Raw genomic sequence first — 17,044 nt, forward strand, 5'->3', positions numbered from 1 at the left:
AATTCATATTTATCGTTTTATTTTTATTGTATTTAATATACAATTATTATAGTTACTGGTGTGATTTTAGAGGATGGTAGAAGTAATGATTTTTTTATTTTTAGTTATAATTAAACTTTTATAATAATTAAATTTTAAATAACTAAATAAATACGGACATTAAAAATTTTGACATACCTTTATTATAAGAAATTTTTATTTGTTGAAAGAATTTTAAAAATAAGTTTAAGTAAATATATAAAAATAGTAATAACACCAGAACTAATAAAATCATTTTGGAATTAAAAAAGAAATTAAGAAATAATAAAAAAATAAAAAGAGCATGATTGTTTTAAAATTTTTTTATTTTTTTATAAGAAGGAAAAAGAAAATGTTAAAGTTTATAAGAAAATTTTATAATAAGTATCTTAAAAAGTACTTTAAAAAAAATAAAGAATTACAAAAATTAAGAAAAGAAATTCTTGATATAGAAAAAGAGATGAAAAAACTAAAAGAAGACAATATTTTTTGAGGCTTTTTAGTAATCTGTGTTTCTTTGTTTTACAAAGTACTAGTTCAGATTAATTCTGTCTTCAAATTTTATCATAAAATGAGCAATTGCTGTATTTCAATTTTGAATAGGCAATGTTCATTTTTTTGTGATATTTTCAATTGCTAAGTAAAAAATTTTAAAAACTGCCATATCATTAGGAAAAAATTTTTTATTTCTAATAACTTTTCGTAATTGGCTATTAACAGATTCAATAGCATTTGTAGTATAAATTACCCTTTTAATTTCTGCTGGATAACTAATAAAAACCATTAAATTTTCTCAATTTTTATAGGTGGTTAGCCCTAAATACTGGACCACTTTTGGATAGACAGTTTTAAATTTTTATTTGTGAAATTGGTGGTTTTAGAAATTTAGAATGTATTCTTTCGTAATTATAAAACATAATATATTGGTTTACATCATTTATAGCTTCATTGAGAGAAAAATATTGATTTGAACCTTTAGGTAGTCATTCTTGAGATAAATGAGAAAATCAGTTTTCAGATATTACATTGCCACCAATATCATAAGGTTGTTTTTTGCTTAAAATTATTTGCTTATCAGCAGCTCAATTTGTGATGTCTTGACAATAAAATTCGTTGGCGTTATCTGAGTGTAAAATAACGTTTTTTACTTGGTTTCAAGAGAATTGTTGATTTATTTTTTCAAGTGCAGGAAGGATTAAATCTTGATAGGATTTGTTTGAACATGTATTATAGCTTACAATATTATTTGAATAAAAATCAATAATTACAAAAAGATATAATCAACCTTCTTTAGTATTTATTTGTTTAGTGTCCATTGATCAAATTTGATTTGAAGAGGTTGTACTTTTATAATCTTTGTTTACTTTATCCATTGTAGGTATTCACTTATTTGGATTTTTTTTGTTTTTAGGATAGTTATTTTTAGTTTGTTTTAATCCTTGAAGATTGTGATCTTTCATAATTTTTCGCATTTGTTTTGTTGATAATTCTAGATTTAAAATAATATGTTTGTATTGTTTTAATCATTCTTTAAATGCTGAAAAAATTCGTAAATAGCCATAAATTTGTCCTTTTCTTGTAAAATGAAATTCAAGTAAAAGTTGGCATAATTCTTGATATTTATGTGTACAATTACTAATTTGATTTTTTTCTTTTTTAATAGGGTTTTGTTTGTTTTTTACAAAATAATATGTTGATCGGTTTAGTTGAAGATGTTGGCAAAGATATCTAATTGAATATTGGTTTTTGCTATCATCAATAATTTGAATTTTTTGTTTGATATTTAACTTGTTAATTACTAATGCTATTTGTTTAATTTTATCCATTATTAAAAATCCTTTCATGTCAAAATTAGTGTTAATTGTATAACACAATTGTTTTTCGAATACATTCAAGTTTTTTTTAAATTAATGGTCTAGTAAAAAGGGCTAAGTAGCAAGTAGCAAGTAGCATCATCACTTAAGTAACCATATTGATTATTAAATAATGAAGTTGAAATATTATTTATTGATGATTTGTTTGTTAATCTACTGCTAATAACAGTATTATCATTAATACTATTATTAATAGTATTACTTGTTAAAGTTAATGTTGTTAATGTACTTAAAGTTATTAATAATTGTTTCATTTTATATTCTCTTTTCTTTATTAACTCATTAATTGGAAATTAAAATTAAAATCAGGGAATGTTAAAGTAGCGCGTTCACTAACAGTTTCACCTTTAAATCTGTCTGATAAATCAAAAATATAAAGTGTATTATCTTTGGTTGGTTGTATTTCATCATTAGTAAATATCAATTTTACATTATTTAAATCTCAATCTGAACTTACTGAAACATCAGTTTCTAAAAAAATACTTTTTGTTTTAGTAATTAAATCTCAAAAATTAGTTACCTTATCGCTAGTAATATCTTTACTAATATCAGTTGTCATACTACCTTTATTTTTGCCATCTAATATATAATTAATAATAAAGTTTCCACCAAAACTATCAGCAATTGGATAATAAGAATTATTAACAATTGTATTTAATAAACTATCTTTATTAGAAATTCATTTATCTAATAATTTGTTTTGTTCATAAAAATGTTGACCTTCCTGTAAAACGTTTGTATCTTTACCATCTTTTAACCAAATACCATCTAAATCAAAAGGTGTTCTTGAAAAATTACCAGCAATACTTTTTTTATTATGACCATGAATAGTAACGTTAATATTATCTAAACTATTTTTTAATTTATAAGTAGAACCGTTATCTTTAATGCTAATTGTAAAATCTTTACCTAATTTATTATTAAAAATATTATCACCCACCGCTAAAGTAGTTGCTACATCATAATCTGTTTCATCAATAATAAGTTCAGTATCATGAGTTTTAAAATAATTTTGAACAATAACTTTAATAGTAGTACTAATATTAGTATTAATTAAATCTAAAGTAGTTTGTGTTAATTTAGTGTCAACATTTTTATTATCAATAGTATTATCAACATCAACATTTAATCATTTAGATTTATCATTTTGATGATAGTAAGCATTTTCAATAATATTTTTTAAATCTGTTTCATTACTTAAATCAACACACTTATTAATTACACTAACTTGTCCTTGATAAGTACCTGCAAAATTTAATTGATTAACATTTTTTCAAGAACTAGTTATTTTGTAATCAATATTTACTGCGTTAGTAAAATCTTGATTTTCTTTATTATCTTTAATAAAAATATTGTAATATTTATCATTAATGTCTTCTGAATTAATTTTTAATTGTTGACTTAATTTTTGTTTAAATTCGGGCGCATAACTTTAATGGATAGATTAATAAAATAATGGATAACAAAGAACGATATAACTATCGTTCTTTTTTTTGTTAAAGATTAAAACTTCATAAAACTGTCATAGAAGTCTAATAGTGAGTACTTTATGTAAATACTTCTATATGAGTATAAAAGAGCATTTAACGTTAAGCAAGTTAAAATGTTACACTGTATCGCTTAATGTAATTATAGATTAATTTGAATAGCCTTATTATGGCTCAGTAAATAACCCATTAATCTAATGAATAATTACATTTGTATTATTTAAGAAAATAGGGGCTTTTATATATAAATACATACCTCATTAACAATATCATAACACAATAAATAAAATAAAGGAGAAAAATAAATATGGCATACGTTTATTTAATAAAATATAAAGTTAATTATACATTTGAAACGAAATATAAAGCCTTTTGCACTTTTGTAGAGGCTACTAATTTTCATAAAAATTATAAACATCATTTATTAGAAGATGCATATATTATACATTATGAAATATTAGTATTAGAAGTTGATATGCATTGTACAGAAGAAAAACATTAATGAAAGGATTAATAATTATGGAATATAGAGAATATAGAATGGTTGGTTCTTGTGATAGATGTAGAAAACAATCTTCAATTGGTAATAGATTATGTAATAAATGTTTTTGAATATTAATAGGTAGAAAAAAAATATGAGTAAATTAATTTTTAAAAAAGAAACACATCAGTATTTTATTGATAATCGGGAATGTTTAGTAATCTGTGTGACTTACAAAAATAACTATGTTTAATTAATTCTAGTAAATATAATTTATATATCTAGAAAGAGTGAGTTACAGATGGCTAAAAAAGATAATCTTAATAACAATGATCCAATATCAAAAGCAGTAGATTTATTATTAGAAAATACTGAGGATTTAACAACAGTTTTTAAAGAGGGAGGCTTATATAAAGAATTAACTAAACGATTGGTAGAAAAAATGTTGAATTCTGAGATGCAAAATTATTTAGGACACGAAAGAAATCAACGCAGTAATAATGACAATGTTCGTAATGGTACAACATCAAAAAAATTAATAACTCAACAAGGTAAAATTGAAATTGATGTACCAAGAGATCGTAATAGTAATTTTGAACCAGTAATAATCACAAAAAGACAGAGAAGATTTGATGGTTTTGATCAACAAGTTCTTTCACTATATGCAAAAGGTATGACTTTATCAGATATTAGAATGCAGTTGCAAGAGTTATATGATGGCGCAGATATTAGCGAAANAAAATTGTAAATAATCATCAATTGTAATATGTTCTTCAAACATTACTAAAGTATATTGTCTTTTTGTTTGTACTGTTTTAAATATTTGATTATTTGGTAAATTACTAAAATCAACACCACTTGTATCATCAATTAAATAAGCATTTCAATAATCTCCTATTTTATATTGTTTTGTATAAAATTCATCTTGACCATTAACTTTATGTGTTTCTTCATTAATTTTACCTTTATTTTTTTGATATATTTTTGTACTATTTTTTCAAATACATACAACTGGAGTAGTACCAGTTAATATTAATTCATATTGTCCAAAATCACTAATTTTACTATTAATTGGTTTATAACCAGTTTCAGTTAAAGGAATTGCTCCATTATTAATAACAAATGGAAATATTTTTCAATAACTACATCTTTTAATTAGCAATTGTTGTCTTTTTAATTGAAGATGTAGATGTTTCATTAATTGAATTTGTTGATGTATCATTTTCATTTTCTCCTAATAATTTTATTTCTTCTTTATCTTCTTCCATTATTTCTTTATAATGTTTTTTTGCTTGTTGTTTTGTTACTTCATCTAATTCAGCAATAGCTTGTGTATATGACATTGTTCTATCTGCTAATCTTTGACTAATCATTTCTTGTTTTAATAATTGGTCAGTCATTGCTATAGGTAAAAATTTAAAACTATAAGGTCTATCACCCTTACCATTTCATAATTTTTCATAAATTAATAACATATCAAAAAATCTATAAAAATAATATGAATAATGACTTATTTTAGTTTCTGTTGTTTCCATATCATTTTTATTATTAAATAATGATTTAGTTTTATTTTCATAATTTACACCAGAAAATTCATTATAATCATATCCAGCACCATTTCATATATCTTTACCTAAATCATCTTTATCTAAAATATAATTACTAGCTTTAAAATCACCTTGTATAACTTCCATACCACCAGCACCAGATTTATTATAGCCAGCAGTACCAACATTAACTACAATATTTTTTTTAGGATTATCAATAATTTTTCCATGTTCAATCATATTTTTAACAGTTTCATTATCAAATGCACCAAATAAAGTTGTAACATTTAATTCTCTATCAACATTTCTTTGAGTATAAGATTTATGATAATATTCAATTAAATTTCAAACTGGATAAGTATCTGGATATGCATTTAATGTTGTTGAATTACCATAAAAATTAACCATTGGTAAATTTGTTATTTCTAATATTGGTAAATAATTTCAAGGATTTTTAATTTCATAACTATATTTTGGTATTAAATTAGGTTTTAATTTTGTATGTGCTGTTCCTAAAATAATTTCTTTTTCATTTTTATTATCATTTTTATAAGTTTCAAATCTTATTTTTCCATTTTCAGCAATTACTCAAGTTAAAGTTGCACTATCTGCTTGTTCATTTATAAAAAAGAATTCTGCACATTGTTCTTCTTCATTATATTTAGCAACTCTACCAGCAAATGAATTAGGTAATACTTTTAAACTTGTACTATTATCTTTATAAATAATTGGCATTATATATACTTTTCCAAGTAAACTTTCTTGAATTCCAAATTTATATAATTTTTCAAATCATTTATCACTAATAATTTTATTAGTAAAATATTTTAAAATTTCATCTTTTTCACTATCAAATAATAAACCTTTACCTAATCATAATTTAGTTGATTTTTGAGCAATTCTCATAGGAATATCACTATATCATTCTCTTCTATTACAAGAAAGATATTCTAATGGATTATTCATTTTTATCACTCTCCAAATTTATTTTTATTAATTAATAATTCATTATTAATATTATTAATTAATCATTTCATTTTATGCATTGAAGCATACATTCTTGCATCTCAACAATTATCATATAAATCAAGCATTTGTGGTTCATTATTTGAATTTTCTAATTTAGATTTTGCTAATCATTGCATTTTTGATAATTCTTCATGTGTATTAGAACATCTTTTTCAATTAATACTTAATATACCTTTAATCATACAAATAGTATCTCAATCAATTCTATCTCTTAAATACATTGTAGTTTTATCTACTGGAGTAAAATTTAATCAATTTATTTTTCTTTTTTCTACTTCTTTTTTTAAAATATCAATAACTGCTAATCCACCACTACCATAATCAACATAACAAGTAAATCCAAATTTCATTGCTTGAAATTTAATACTTTCATCTAAATAATAATCAATAATATTATTTGCTAATTCATAAGTATCTTTAAATTTCATAATAGCATTACTATGATAAAATTCACTTTCTTGATGTATTCTTCTAGTTTTTTCATTTTCACCAATAAAACATAAAACAGCAACAGTAGGATGTGCTTGTGAACTTGTAGCAAAACCTAAATCTAAACCACCAACTATTTCATTAACATTAAAATCTAATTCAGTTTTAAGTTTATCTAAATATCTTGCAAATATAGAACCAGTTAAAACACTAGGTACACCATAATATCAACTTTGTGCTTTAATAGGGTCTAATTCTTTTAATTCTTCTAAATCATTAATTTTATCTTGTTTTAAATTATGTTCATTTAATTTTCAATTTGAATAATGAAATAATTTAAACATTTGATTTTCTTCTATTGATTTAATTTGTTCATTATTTTCTTTCATTAAATCTAAATTAAAAGGTACACGTTTATTCATATATTCAATAAAATATTGATAAATATTATCTGGATTACAACTTCTAATTTTAATAGTTTTTTTAGCATTACCTAATGCAAAAGTAATTGCTTGAAATTCTGCTTGACTAAATTCATTTGCTTCTTCACATCATTCAATTGCTAAATCAAAACCTTTTATTTCACTTCTAGAAAGCCCTTTAAGTGGTATTCTATCATTACTATTACTATATACACCCATAACTCTAATAAATGATTTACTACCTTTAAAACGAAAATCTGCTTGTTTATTTGGATATTTTAAAGTAAAATCTTTATAATCAAAACCAATATTAATTAAAGCTTCATCAATTTCTTTTGTTAATTCATTAATATCTTTATTTAATTTTCTAAAACAATATATAGCAATTGATTTATTAACTTTAATTGATATTGCAAGTAATATTGCTAATTCTTCTGCAATACTATATGTTTTACTTGAATATCTACTTCCACTTAAATTATATTCACTATGAGTAAAATCACTTTTATTTAATAATCAATAACTAATTTCATGTAAATAAGTAAATTCTTTATTCATAATATTATTCCTGTAATTCTTCTAATTTTAAAAGTTGACCATATCTTGTAGGGTTACTAACAACAGCAATGGTATCATTTTGCATTTGTAAAGAAATTATTATTCTCTCATTAACTTTATCTCAATATAATGTTTGAACATCAGTATTCAACTCACCGTATAAAAATTCTTTAGACATAAAAGCAAATTTCTTATTACTTGATTGACTTTCAAAATTATAATAAATTTTATATTTAGTATTTGATTTAAAAGTATATTTAATATGATTTATATTAACTTTTGTTCCTACTTCTTTTCAATTTGAACCACTTGGACTTGGTGTTGGTGGAATATCTTTTAATTCAATATTAAAGGCATCTTTTTCTAGTAATTTTATATTTAAAGTTTTAGAAATAATATTTAAAGGTAAAATATTAACTTTAATAGTATTTTGTAATTCTTCTAACGAAAATATATTTCCATATTTTTCATTACCACCTTCTATAATTAATTTAAAATTATTTGCATTTACTACAACTAAATATAAATTTGCTTCAATTCCATCAATTTCTCCTTGTGTAAGAAAAATTTTATCACCAGCCTTACCACCTAAATATTTACCAGTTTTAAATTCTAATATAATTCTTGTATTTACTTGATTAAATGGTGGTTTTTCTCAAATTATAAGTACCCTATAAAGTTTATCAAATCAAAGTTTAAAATTATTATATTCACGATTATTTATACTTTCACCTATTATTTTTCAATTTTCTTTATCCATTTTATTTTCTAAGTTTTTATCAACATATCTTTTATTTACAGCATCTTGTGGTTGTTGAGGGTCTGCTATATAAACAATTCTTTTATTATTAGCAGTAATTAATCTTTTTTCTTTAGGTTGAATAATATTTGGACTATTAGGGTCTGTTTCTCATAATGATTGACCACTACCACCAGAAGCACTAATAGTATTAGTTTTTTCATCAATCTTAATATTTTCACCAGCAATTAATTTATCTTGCTTTTTATCAACATATTCTTTAGTTGTAGCATCACTTAAAAATGTAGGAGTACCAACATCAATAATTCTTTTACCATTAACATCAATACCTTTATCATCTTTTAATTTAACAAAATTAATATTATCTTTATCAACTTCTCATAATGAATTATCAATATCTGTTTTAATACCACTAGTATCAATGTCAACTATTGTTCCAATAATATTTTTTTGATGTATTTTTTTTAATTTCAACTCTTGGGTCACTTGATTTTAAATTTGTAATTTCAACATATCTTGTAAAAGGACTATCTTCACCATAATTACTATAAAAATTACTAAAAAAATCATTTCTTTTAGGTAAAACATTTAGATTAAATCCAGTAATATTTGGATATTCTTTAATTTTTCTTAAACAATTAAATACTTCTGGAACAATAAAATAAGGGTCAGTAGGATTATTTTCACTATAAGTCATACCACCTTGACTAATACTTGATTGACCACGAATATAATTACTATCTTTTGTTAATAAAAATCTAACATAATATGTAGTTGCAGTTTGTATTTCATCAGTAAATTCTGTTAATGTAGTTTCTGGTCATTTTTTTGAAATAGAATATCCACTTAAATAATCAATATTATTACTTGCAACTGAAATAGCAAATCAAATTTCATTATCTGGTGTTGTAGTATCATCAAATTCTAATTTATTAAAACCTTTTCAATTTTTAAATTCTTCAATTGTTATAAACATTAATGGGTCTTTAATAGCCATAATAATTTACTCCTTAATGTAAAATAAAGGGTATTTAAACCCTTTAAATTCCAACTTTAGTTGCTTTTTTCTTATCTTTTTCTGATAATTCTTTTTTAGAAGCTCTTTGACTAATAATAGTATTTTTAAATACTTCATCTTTTTCATTATCATTATTAAAACTATCAAGTAATTTAGCAACTGATGTAGTTTCTAATTGTAATTGAGAATTTATTTGTTTAATATTTTCAATAATAAATTGAATTTCTTTATCTCTTTTTAATTCTTTTGATATTTTATTTTGTTTTGATTTTTTAATAATTTTTGATAAAAATAATAAAACAATAGTAACTATAATTCCACTAGCTAATGCTCCACTTAATACTGCTGTTATTAATTCTTTTGATAAATTCATTTTTTATTCCTCCAGTTGTATTTTATTTGAATGTTGTTTACATAAATGACATTCTTTTTTATGTTTTCTAATATGTTTATATTGATATATTAAATATGGACTTGTAATAATAATTGGTATTGTTATCAATGCATATTTAATTAATTTTCCATAATTACCTAATTTAGTTACTAAATTTAATCCAATATGACCAAACATAGGAAATAAAGTTAATATTAAATGGTCAGGTCAAGTAAAATTATATTGATTAGTATAATTACCTATTCCCATTTCTATTGGTATTTTAGGTATTAATCAAGGTGTTATTGTAAAAAAGCTACTTAGCCCTTTTTACTAGACCATTAATTTAAAAAAAACTTGAATGTATTCGAAAAACAATTGTGTTATACAATTAACACTAATTTTGACATGAAAGGATTTTTAATAATGGATAAAATTAAACAAATAGCATTAGTAATTAACAAGTTAAATATCAAACAAAAAATTCAAATTATTGATGATAGCAAAAACCAATATTCAATTAGATATCTTTGCCAACATCTTCAACTAAACCGATCAACATATTATTTTGTAAAAAACAAACAAAACCCTATTAAAAAAGAAAAAAATCAAATTAGTAATTGTACACATAAATATCAAGAATTATGCCAACTTTTACTTGAATTTCATTTTACAAGAAAAGGACAAATTTATGGCTATTTACGAATTTTTTCAGCATTTAAAGAATGATTAAAACAATACAAACATATTATTTTAAATCTAGAATTATCAACAAAACAAATGCGAAAAATTATGAAAGATCACAATCTTCAAGGATTAAAACAAACTAAAAATAACTATCCTAAAAACAAAAAAAATCCAAATAAGTGAATACCTACAATGGATAAAGTAAACAAAGATTATAAAAGTACAACCTCTTCAAATCAAATTTGATCAATGGACACTAAACAAATAAATACTAAAGAAGGTTGATTATATCTTTTTGTAATTATTGATTTTTATTCAAATAATATTGTAAGCTATAATACATGTTCAAACAAATCCTATCAAGATTTAATTCTTCCTGCACTTGAAAAAATAAATCAACAATTCTCTTGAAACCAAGTAAAAAACGTTATTTTACACTCAGATAACGCCAACGAATTTTATTGTCAAGACATCACAAATTGAGCTGCTGATAAGCAAATAATTTTAAGCAAAAAACAACCTTATGATATTGGTGGCAATGTAATATCTGAAAACTGATTTTCTCATTTATCTCAAGAATGACTACCTAAAGGTTCAAATCAATATTTTTCTCTCAATGAAGCTATAAATGATGTAAACCAATATATTATGTTTTATAATTACGAAAGAATACATTCTAAATTTCTAAAACCACCAATTTCACAAATAAAAATTTAAAACTGTCTATCCAAAAGTGGTCCAGTATTTAGNTATATATTTTCTTTTATGTAAAGAATTTTTTAATAATTGTTTTCTTTCATATCTTCATTGATTACTTCCTATTTCATTTTTAGATAAATTTTTATATTCTTTTAATTTAAAAAAACCTTTTTCTAATTTATTAATAAAATGCATAGTTTTTTGTACATTAATATTATTTGGATAAATTACACTAGTATCTTGTGAACCATAAAAAAAATATGGGAGATTGTCAAAAATCCGGAATAAATTAAATCTTATATAGTCTTATTATAATTTTAGACAAGAAATAATTTGGATTTTTATGAAATTGTACACTTATATTACTATTTTTTTAAATTTATTGCAACTAAAATACTTATAATTAAGTTTGTTAAGTGTTAAACTTATGAAATAAAGTTAAGGAGAATTTAAAGATGAAAAATAAAGCACTTAAAAAATTACAGTTAATAACTGTATCATTATTTATTTTAACTATTTTAACTTTAATTATAGGATTAATATTAATAGATTTTAGTCATTTTAATCTTTTTTATTTAAACAAAAAATTAAATTGTATTAATGGATTTGATTTGTTAAAACACTTTCGATTAAGTTTTATCATAGAGCATTCTGCAAAATATTTTTATAATTTTGGAACTCATCATATTAAAGAAAATTATTATGAATGAATTGAATTACAAAGTGGAATTTTTTTGGTTTTATTTTTACTTCCAATTTTATTTTTTATAACTATATCATTAACTTTTTTCATTATTGGTTTAAAAGTAAAAATAAAAAATAATAATTTTTGAGATGCTATTCAAAATTGTGAAATAATCAATAATTATTACATTCATTAAAATTATGTTTCTAAATTTATTTTATTACATTTAAAAATAACCATTTGGGAATGTTTAGTAATCTGTGTGACTTACAAAAATAACTATGTTTAATTAATTCTAGTAAATATAATTTATATATCTAGAAAGAGTGAGTTACAGATGGCTAAAAAAGATAATCTTAATAACAATGATCCAATATCAAAAGCAGTAGATNACTCTTGCAACTGCATTCTAATATCTGATAAAGTCATACCTTTTGCATATAGTGAAAGAACTTGTTGATCAAAACCATCAAATCTTCTCTGTCTTTTTGTGATTATTACTGGTTCAAAATTACTATTGCGATCTCTTGGTAGATCAATTTCAATTTTACCTTGTTGAGTTATTAATTTTTTTGATGTTGTACCATTACGAACATTGTCATTATTACTGCGTTGATTTCTTTCGTGTCCTAAATAATTTTGCATCTCAGAATTCAACATTTTTTCTACCAATCGTTTAGTTAATTCTTTATATAAGCCTCCCTCTTTAAAAACTGTTGTTAAATCCTCAGTATTTTCTAATAATAAATCTACTGCTTTTGATATTGGATCATTGTTATTAAGATTATCTTTTTTAGCCATCTGTAACTCACTCTTTCTAGATATATAAATTATATTTACTAGAATTAATTAAACATAGTTATTTTTGTAAGTCACACAGATTACTAAACATTCCCAACTAAACCAATTGTTCCTAATCCTAATAATATTTTTTTACTACTATTAATTAATTTAGTTTTTGAACTTGGCATTTGATTTAAATTTCAAATATCAATTCCTAATTTTTTACTAAATAATAAAGCATTTATACTTCCTAAAATAGGATTATCTATTAATTGACCATAATATGAAGATGTTCCTATCATTGCACTTAATGGTGCAATTCCAGTTCTTATTAATTTTAATAAAGTATAATTTGATTGTGAGTTTTCTGTATTTGGCATTTTCTATTCTCTTTTTATAAATTTAAATTTCATATTTCCAATAGTATCTCTATTATTACCGACAATAATTAAATATCCAGTTTGATTATTTTCTAATATTCATGAATAATAAATATCTTGTGGATATAATTTTGGATATAAATTTAATGCTAATAAATAACATAAAGCATCTTCTTTATTTTTTAATAAACTTACTGTTTTACATATTATTTCTTTAGGACTTTTTTCATTATAAAATCATTCAGTTTTAATGTTTCTCATTATTTCACATCCTTTTATGAACTCATCAGCACCGTTTACTACGGTGGACTATAGAATTATAATGTTATCCAAATTTTAATAATTCTATAGTTTCGTTCTGTATAAAATAAAATTTAGGACTTACATTGACATATTTAAATAAAAATAGGAGTTAAACAGGTTATATGTCAAATGCCTATCATTTTATTTAATCTTTTATTATTGCTATTGCTCCTAAAATAAGAGCAACTAAACAAAATAATAATATGATTGCTATTGGTGTAGTTGCTATCACTATTAATAATATTCCTCATCAAGGCATTATTTACTCTCCTCTTTTCATGTCATTTCAAACTGAATTTTAAATTTTCCAAATAAAATAAATGCTAGTAAATTATAAGGAATAGAGATTAAAGATAATAATAAAAATATTGGTAAAATTAATATTCTTAATAAGATATAAAATAATTTCATTAATCAAATTCACCTTTTTATATAAATTCAAGTACTTTATAATAAGCAGTAAGTTTACCGGCTTCTTTTAAAGAATCACATAAACAAATACTAATTTGTTTTTTTATTCAAATAATTAATTTTTCTTTATTCATATTAAATTTACCTTTCACTAGACCTCAAAATTTTCTATAATTTCTTCTTCTTTTTCTAATTCTTTTAATTTAGATAAAGTAGAATTTATATCAGTATTATCAATATTATTATTTGAATTAATAATTTTTATTTCATCACCAGTATTATCTTTATAAGCAATTGTTTCTTCATCAATTACTACACCTTGGTCTAATTGAAGTGCTAAATTAATATCATCTTGATTATTTAATACTATAATTGGTGTTTTATTAATTTCTCTAATTAATGCTTTAACTACTGTTTTTAAAGACATTTGGTCAAAACTAGTATTTCAAGGACTATCTTCACGCTTAGTTTTACTAAATTTTTTTCTTCATTCTTGACATTCTTCAACTGTCATACCTTTATAAAAATTATTAACTTTACCATTTTTATCTAAAAGAGAAATATAACAATAATAACCAATAGTAGTAATAGTTTTTCTTTCAAAAATTAATGCTGGATTAATTTCTCATTTATTATTTTCTTTATTAAATTTATGTGCTGATGTTATTTTTTCTCTTTGAAAATCCATTACTAATCCAGTTCTTTGTAATAATGTTAATCAACCATCTTCTTGAATTTGCAATTGTAATTCATCACCATATGGAATTAATGCTAATTCTTTTTTAATAGGATTAATTGAAAGATTTAATTTATATAAATTAATTAATGCATTAATTAAACTTTGAGTATTCATATTTTTTAAATCTTTACTAGAATTTATAATCATTTCATAATAATTTCTAAATTTTACATATTCTTCTTTATTACTTTTAATAAAATTAGGAATTTTTAATTCATTTTTATTATTACTCATTATCAAATTCACCTCTTTCAATTCTTTTAATTCAATTTTCTAATTCATAAAGTTTCGATGAATCTTGTCTTAATACATTATTTAAAAAATCTATTCTTTCTTTTATACAAGCGATTATTTTTTCTTTATTCATTATTTTCTTCTCCTTCATCTCAAATTATTTTTTCAGCATTTAATATTTTTAAAATTTCATCTAATTTTTTATTAATTTTTCCTATATGTTTTAATAAAATTAAAATTGATTTATCCATAAGTTACTCCTATCATTTTTTAATTGTTTTAAATCTATTATCTAAATGTACTTCAATATTTTTACTAGGATTAAGTATTAAATGACTATTAATAACAATTCAATTATTTTGATTACTATCTAATTTTTTAGGTAACTTATCAAATTCAATTGAATTACAAGAATAAATAGTTTTTTCTTTAATTGTTTTTTCATTAATCATTTTTATTTCTTCTCAATCATTCTTTAATATTATTTTTTAAAATATTTAATTCTTTAATTTGACCTCTTAAAACATCTAATTCTCATAAATTTAATTGATTTAAATTAATTTCTTCAATTTGATATTCTAAAAATTCAATTCTAGCATTAAGATTTTTAACTAATAATTCATTAAAATTACATTTTTTATTTTTACAATATTCCAATTTATATTCCATTTTTATTTTCTCCTTTAAAATATTTTGTTTTTGCTTTAAATCATTCAAGTAATAATTCATTCGTTATTTGAATTTCAATTTCTTCTTGAACATTTTTATTAGTTAAATAAACATAAGTTTTATCTGATATATTAATGCCAACTTGACCACTTTTAATCATTCAATAATAAGCAGTTAATTGTAATTTAATTCTTTTTAATTTATCTTCATCAATACAAGCATAAGTTTTATAATCAACTAAATAATATTTATTTTCTTTTTTATCTAAATAAACTAAATCTGGTGTTCCGGCAATTACACTATCAACAATAGGTTTTTCTATAATAAATTCATAATTATTTTTATTTTTAAATTTTTCTTGTAAAAATATAAGTGATTTTTTACAATAAGAATAATTTATATTATTAGTTACTGGTTTTAATTTTTTTAATAAATTATTAATAATATTTTCTTGATTAATATTTTGTAAATATAATTCATTAAGTTTATGAACTCATTTACCACGATTTGAAGCATTTTTTAATATTTCTGGTGATATATGACTATAGCCAAAACCTAAATAATTATCAATAATTCTAGAAACTGATATTAATTCTTTATCATCTAAAAAATATTGATGAGTTTCTTTTTTAAAAAAGAATTTACTCATATTTATTTCTACCTATTAATATTCAAAAACATTTATTACATAATCTATTACCAAAAGAAGATTTTTTTCTACATCTATCACAAGAACCATTCATTCTATATTCTCTATATTCCATAAATATTGTTCCTTTCATTAATTAAGTTTTTCATTTAATTCCTTATTATTTAAATTTATATCTAATTCCATTACTAATATTTCATAATGTGTAATAAATGCTGGTTCTTGATTTTTTTGACTATTATAACTGCCAGTTAATATATGATGTTTATAATTTTTATGAAAATTAATAACATTTTCAATTGTAGAAAATAATTTATATTTTGTTTCATAAACATAATTAACTTTATATTTTAATAAATAAGCATATTTCATTTTTAATTTCTCCTTTATTTTTTTTATTGTGTTATGATATTGTTAATGAGGTATGTATTTATATATAAAACCCCCTATTTTTTAAATAATACAAATGTAATTATTAATATAGATTAATGGGTTCTTTACTGAGCCATAATAAGGCTATTCAAATTAATCTATAATTACATTAAGCGATACAGTGTAACATTTTAACTTGCTTAACATTAAATGCTCTTTTATTCTGATATAGAAGCATTTACATGCAGTACTCACTATTAGACTTCTACGACAGTTTTATGAAGTTTTAATCTTTTAACAAAAAAAAGAACGATAGTTATATCGTTCTTTGTTATCCGTTTTATTTTATGAATCTATCCATTAAAGTTATGCGCCCTTTATAACTATATTACTAATCTTTTTAAATATTTATTTAAAAATAAAAAAAGTAGATAATA

The 17,044-nt window shown here is 21.7% G+C and carries 24 protein-coding genes and 2 pseudogenes; 5 read left to right on the forward strand and 21 right to left on the reverse strand.

What is annotated here, in order from left to right:
* Nucleotides 1-550 precede the first annotated feature (550 nt).
* The 4 genes and pseudogenes from SPIRDC1_RS04530 to SPIRDC1_RS04545 all read right to left on the reverse strand — a co-directional run.
* A pseudogene (locus SPIRDC1_RS04530) lies at nucleotides 551-874 on the reverse strand (transposase); the annotation flags it as partial.
* On the reverse strand, nucleotides 867-1,862 hold the full coding sequence (locus SPIRDC1_RS04535) for an IS3 family transposase (RefSeq protein ID WP_174479968.1): 996 nt from the start codon (nucleotides 1,860-1,862) through the stop codon (nucleotides 867-869). The gene SPIRDC1_RS04535 and the pseudogene SPIRDC1_RS04530, both read right to left, overlap by 8 nt.
* Nucleotides 1,863-1,933: 71 nt before the next feature.
* A complete protein-coding gene (locus SPIRDC1_RS04540) occupies nucleotides 1,934-2,146 on the reverse strand; it encodes a hypothetical protein (protein ID WP_174480749.1) in 213 nt (70 codons plus the stop codon).
* Nucleotides 2,147-2,166: 20 nt separating this feature from the next.
* Nucleotides 2,167-2,832 carry a hypothetical protein gene (locus SPIRDC1_RS04545; protein ID WP_174480750.1) on the reverse strand — a complete coding sequence of 222 codons (666 nt, stop codon included), beginning with the start codon at nucleotides 2,830-2,832 and terminating at the stop codon, nucleotides 2,167-2,169.
* Between the two features lie 854 nt (nucleotides 2,833-3,686).
* Between SPIRDC1_RS04545 and SPIRDC1_RS04550 the strand changes: the two genes are divergently transcribed.
* From SPIRDC1_RS04550 to SPIRDC1_RS10490, 3 genes are all read left to right on the forward strand, one after another.
* Nucleotides 3,687-3,881 carry a hypothetical protein gene (locus SPIRDC1_RS04550; protein WP_174480751.1) on the forward strand — a complete coding sequence of 65 codons (195 nt, stop codon included), beginning with the start codon at nucleotides 3,687-3,689 and terminating at the stop codon, nucleotides 3,879-3,881.
* Nucleotides 3,881-4,027, forward strand: coding sequence for a hypothetical protein (locus tag SPIRDC1_RS04555; RefSeq protein ID WP_174480752.1), 147 nt, complete (start codon nucleotides 3,881-3,883; stop codon nucleotides 4,025-4,027). The genes SPIRDC1_RS04550 and SPIRDC1_RS04555 overlap by 1 nt, the downstream gene beginning before the upstream one ends.
* 134 nt (nucleotides 4,028-4,161) lie before the next feature.
* Nucleotides 4,162-4,597 (forward strand): transposase (locus tag SPIRDC1_RS10490; protein ID WP_368668554.1); only part of this gene is annotated, 436 nt, incomplete at its 3' end.
* Between the two features lie 414 nt (nucleotides 4,598-5,011).
* On the opposite strand, the gene SPIRDC1_RS04570 is transcribed toward SPIRDC1_RS10490, so the two are convergent.
* From SPIRDC1_RS04570 to SPIRDC1_RS04595, 6 genes are read right to left on the reverse strand one after another with little or no spacing between them, the layout of a single operon-like run.
* On the reverse strand, nucleotides 5,012-6,373 hold the full coding sequence (locus SPIRDC1_RS04570; protein ID WP_174480560.1) for a hypothetical protein: 1,362 nt from the start codon (nucleotides 6,371-6,373) through the stop codon (nucleotides 5,012-5,014).
* A 2-nt stretch (nucleotides 6,374-6,375) separates the two neighbouring features.
* On the reverse strand, nucleotides 6,376-7,845 hold the full coding sequence (locus SPIRDC1_RS04575) for a phage terminase large subunit (RefSeq protein WP_174480755.1): 1,470 nt from the start codon (nucleotides 7,843-7,845) through the stop codon (nucleotides 6,376-6,378).
* Between the two features lie 4 nt (nucleotides 7,846-7,849).
* Entirely contained in the window at nucleotides 7,850-9,079 is a 1,230-nt protein-coding gene (locus SPIRDC1_RS04580; RefSeq protein ID WP_174480756.1) for a hypothetical protein, read from the reverse strand.
* On the reverse strand, nucleotides 9,018-9,602 hold the full coding sequence (locus SPIRDC1_RS04585; RefSeq protein WP_174480757.1) for a hypothetical protein: 585 nt from the start codon (nucleotides 9,600-9,602) through the stop codon (nucleotides 9,018-9,020). Before SPIRDC1_RS04585 ends, SPIRDC1_RS04580 begins: the two co-directional genes overlap by 62 nt.
* Before the next feature lie 43 nt (nucleotides 9,603-9,645).
* Nucleotides 9,646-9,996, reverse strand: coding sequence for a hypothetical protein (locus SPIRDC1_RS04590; RefSeq protein WP_174480758.1), 351 nt, complete (start codon nucleotides 9,994-9,996; stop codon nucleotides 9,646-9,648).
* Nucleotides 9,997-9,999: 3 nt separating this feature from the next.
* Entirely contained in the window at nucleotides 10,000-10,266 is a 267-nt protein-coding gene (locus SPIRDC1_RS04595; RefSeq protein WP_174480759.1) for a hypothetical protein, read from the reverse strand.
* A 138-nt stretch (nucleotides 10,267-10,404) separates the two neighbouring features.
* On the opposite strand from SPIRDC1_RS04595, the gene SPIRDC1_RS04600 reads away from it, so the two are divergent.
* The gene (locus SPIRDC1_RS04600; protein ID WP_174479968.1) at nucleotides 10,405-11,400 is read left to right on the forward strand and encodes an IS3 family transposase; all 996 of its coding nucleotides are present in this window, start codon (nucleotides 10,405-10,407) and stop codon (nucleotides 11,398-11,400) included.
* 437 nt (nucleotides 11,401-11,837) lie between these two features.
* The gene (locus tag SPIRDC1_RS04610) at nucleotides 11,838-12,263 is read left to right on the forward strand and encodes a hypothetical protein (RefSeq protein ID WP_174480761.1); all 426 of its coding nucleotides are present in this window, start codon (nucleotides 11,838-11,840) and stop codon (nucleotides 12,261-12,263) included.
* Between the two features lie 196 nt (nucleotides 12,264-12,459).
* On the opposite strand, the pseudogene SPIRDC1_RS10495 reads toward SPIRDC1_RS04610, so the two are convergent.
* From SPIRDC1_RS10495 to SPIRDC1_RS04655, 11 genes and pseudogenes are all read right to left on the reverse strand, one after another.
* Nucleotides 12,460-12,868, reverse strand: a pseudogene (locus SPIRDC1_RS10495) (transposase); the annotation flags it as partial.
* Between the two features lie 83 nt (nucleotides 12,869-12,951).
* On the reverse strand, nucleotides 12,952-13,230 hold the full coding sequence (locus SPIRDC1_RS04620; RefSeq protein ID WP_174480763.1) for a hypothetical protein: 279 nt from the start codon (nucleotides 13,228-13,230) through the stop codon (nucleotides 12,952-12,954).
* 3 nt (nucleotides 13,231-13,233) lie between these two features.
* Nucleotides 13,234-13,491: a hypothetical protein gene (locus SPIRDC1_RS04625; RefSeq protein WP_174480764.1), complete on the reverse strand. Its 258-nt coding sequence runs from the start codon at nucleotides 13,489-13,491 to the stop codon at nucleotides 13,234-13,236.
* Between the two features lie 604 nt (nucleotides 13,492-14,095).
* Nucleotides 14,096-14,917, reverse strand: a complete 822-nt coding sequence (locus SPIRDC1_RS04630) for a RecT family recombinase (protein WP_174480765.1) — start codon at nucleotides 14,915-14,917, stop codon at nucleotides 14,096-14,098.
* Entirely contained in the window at nucleotides 14,910-15,050 is a 141-nt protein-coding gene (locus SPIRDC1_RS04635; protein ID WP_174480019.1) for a hypothetical protein, read from the reverse strand. Before SPIRDC1_RS04635 ends, SPIRDC1_RS04630 begins: the two co-directional genes overlap by 8 nt.
* Nucleotides 15,043-15,168: a hypothetical protein gene (locus SPIRDC1_RS10275; RefSeq protein WP_255495916.1), complete on the reverse strand. Its 126-nt coding sequence runs from the start codon at nucleotides 15,166-15,168 to the stop codon at nucleotides 15,043-15,045. Before SPIRDC1_RS10275 ends, SPIRDC1_RS04635 begins: the two co-directional genes overlap by 8 nt.
* A gap of 9 nt (nucleotides 15,169-15,177) precedes the next feature.
* Nucleotides 15,178-15,369: a hypothetical protein gene (locus tag SPIRDC1_RS04640; protein ID WP_174480766.1), complete on the reverse strand. Its 192-nt coding sequence runs from the start codon at nucleotides 15,367-15,369 to the stop codon at nucleotides 15,178-15,180.
* On the reverse strand, nucleotides 15,362-15,586 hold the full coding sequence (locus tag SPIRDC1_RS04645) for a hypothetical protein (protein ID WP_174480767.1): 225 nt from the start codon (nucleotides 15,584-15,586) through the stop codon (nucleotides 15,362-15,364). The genes SPIRDC1_RS04640 and SPIRDC1_RS04645 overlap by 8 nt, the downstream gene beginning before the upstream one ends.
* Nucleotides 15,576-16,235: a PD-(D/E)XK nuclease family protein gene (locus SPIRDC1_RS04650; RefSeq protein ID WP_174480768.1), complete on the reverse strand. Its 660-nt coding sequence runs from the start codon at nucleotides 16,233-16,235 to the stop codon at nucleotides 15,576-15,578. Before SPIRDC1_RS04650 ends, SPIRDC1_RS04645 begins: the two co-directional genes overlap by 11 nt.
* Nucleotides 16,228-16,350 carry a hypothetical protein gene (locus SPIRDC1_RS10280; RefSeq protein ID WP_255495917.1) on the reverse strand — a complete coding sequence of 41 codons (123 nt, stop codon included), beginning with the start codon at nucleotides 16,348-16,350 and terminating at the stop codon, nucleotides 16,228-16,230. The genes SPIRDC1_RS04650 and SPIRDC1_RS10280 overlap by 8 nt, the downstream gene beginning before the upstream one ends.
* A gap of 17 nt (nucleotides 16,351-16,367) precedes the next feature.
* Entirely contained in the window at nucleotides 16,368-16,607 is a 240-nt protein-coding gene (locus SPIRDC1_RS04655) for a hypothetical protein (RefSeq protein WP_174480769.1), read from the reverse strand.
* Nucleotides 16,608-17,044: the final 437 nt, after the last annotated feature.

The sequence above is a fragment of the Spiroplasma endosymbiont of Danaus chrysippus genome (assembly GCF_902809815.1).
Classification (GTDB): Bacteria; Bacillota_I; Bacilli_A; order Mycoplasmatales; family VBWQ01; genus Spiroplasma_E.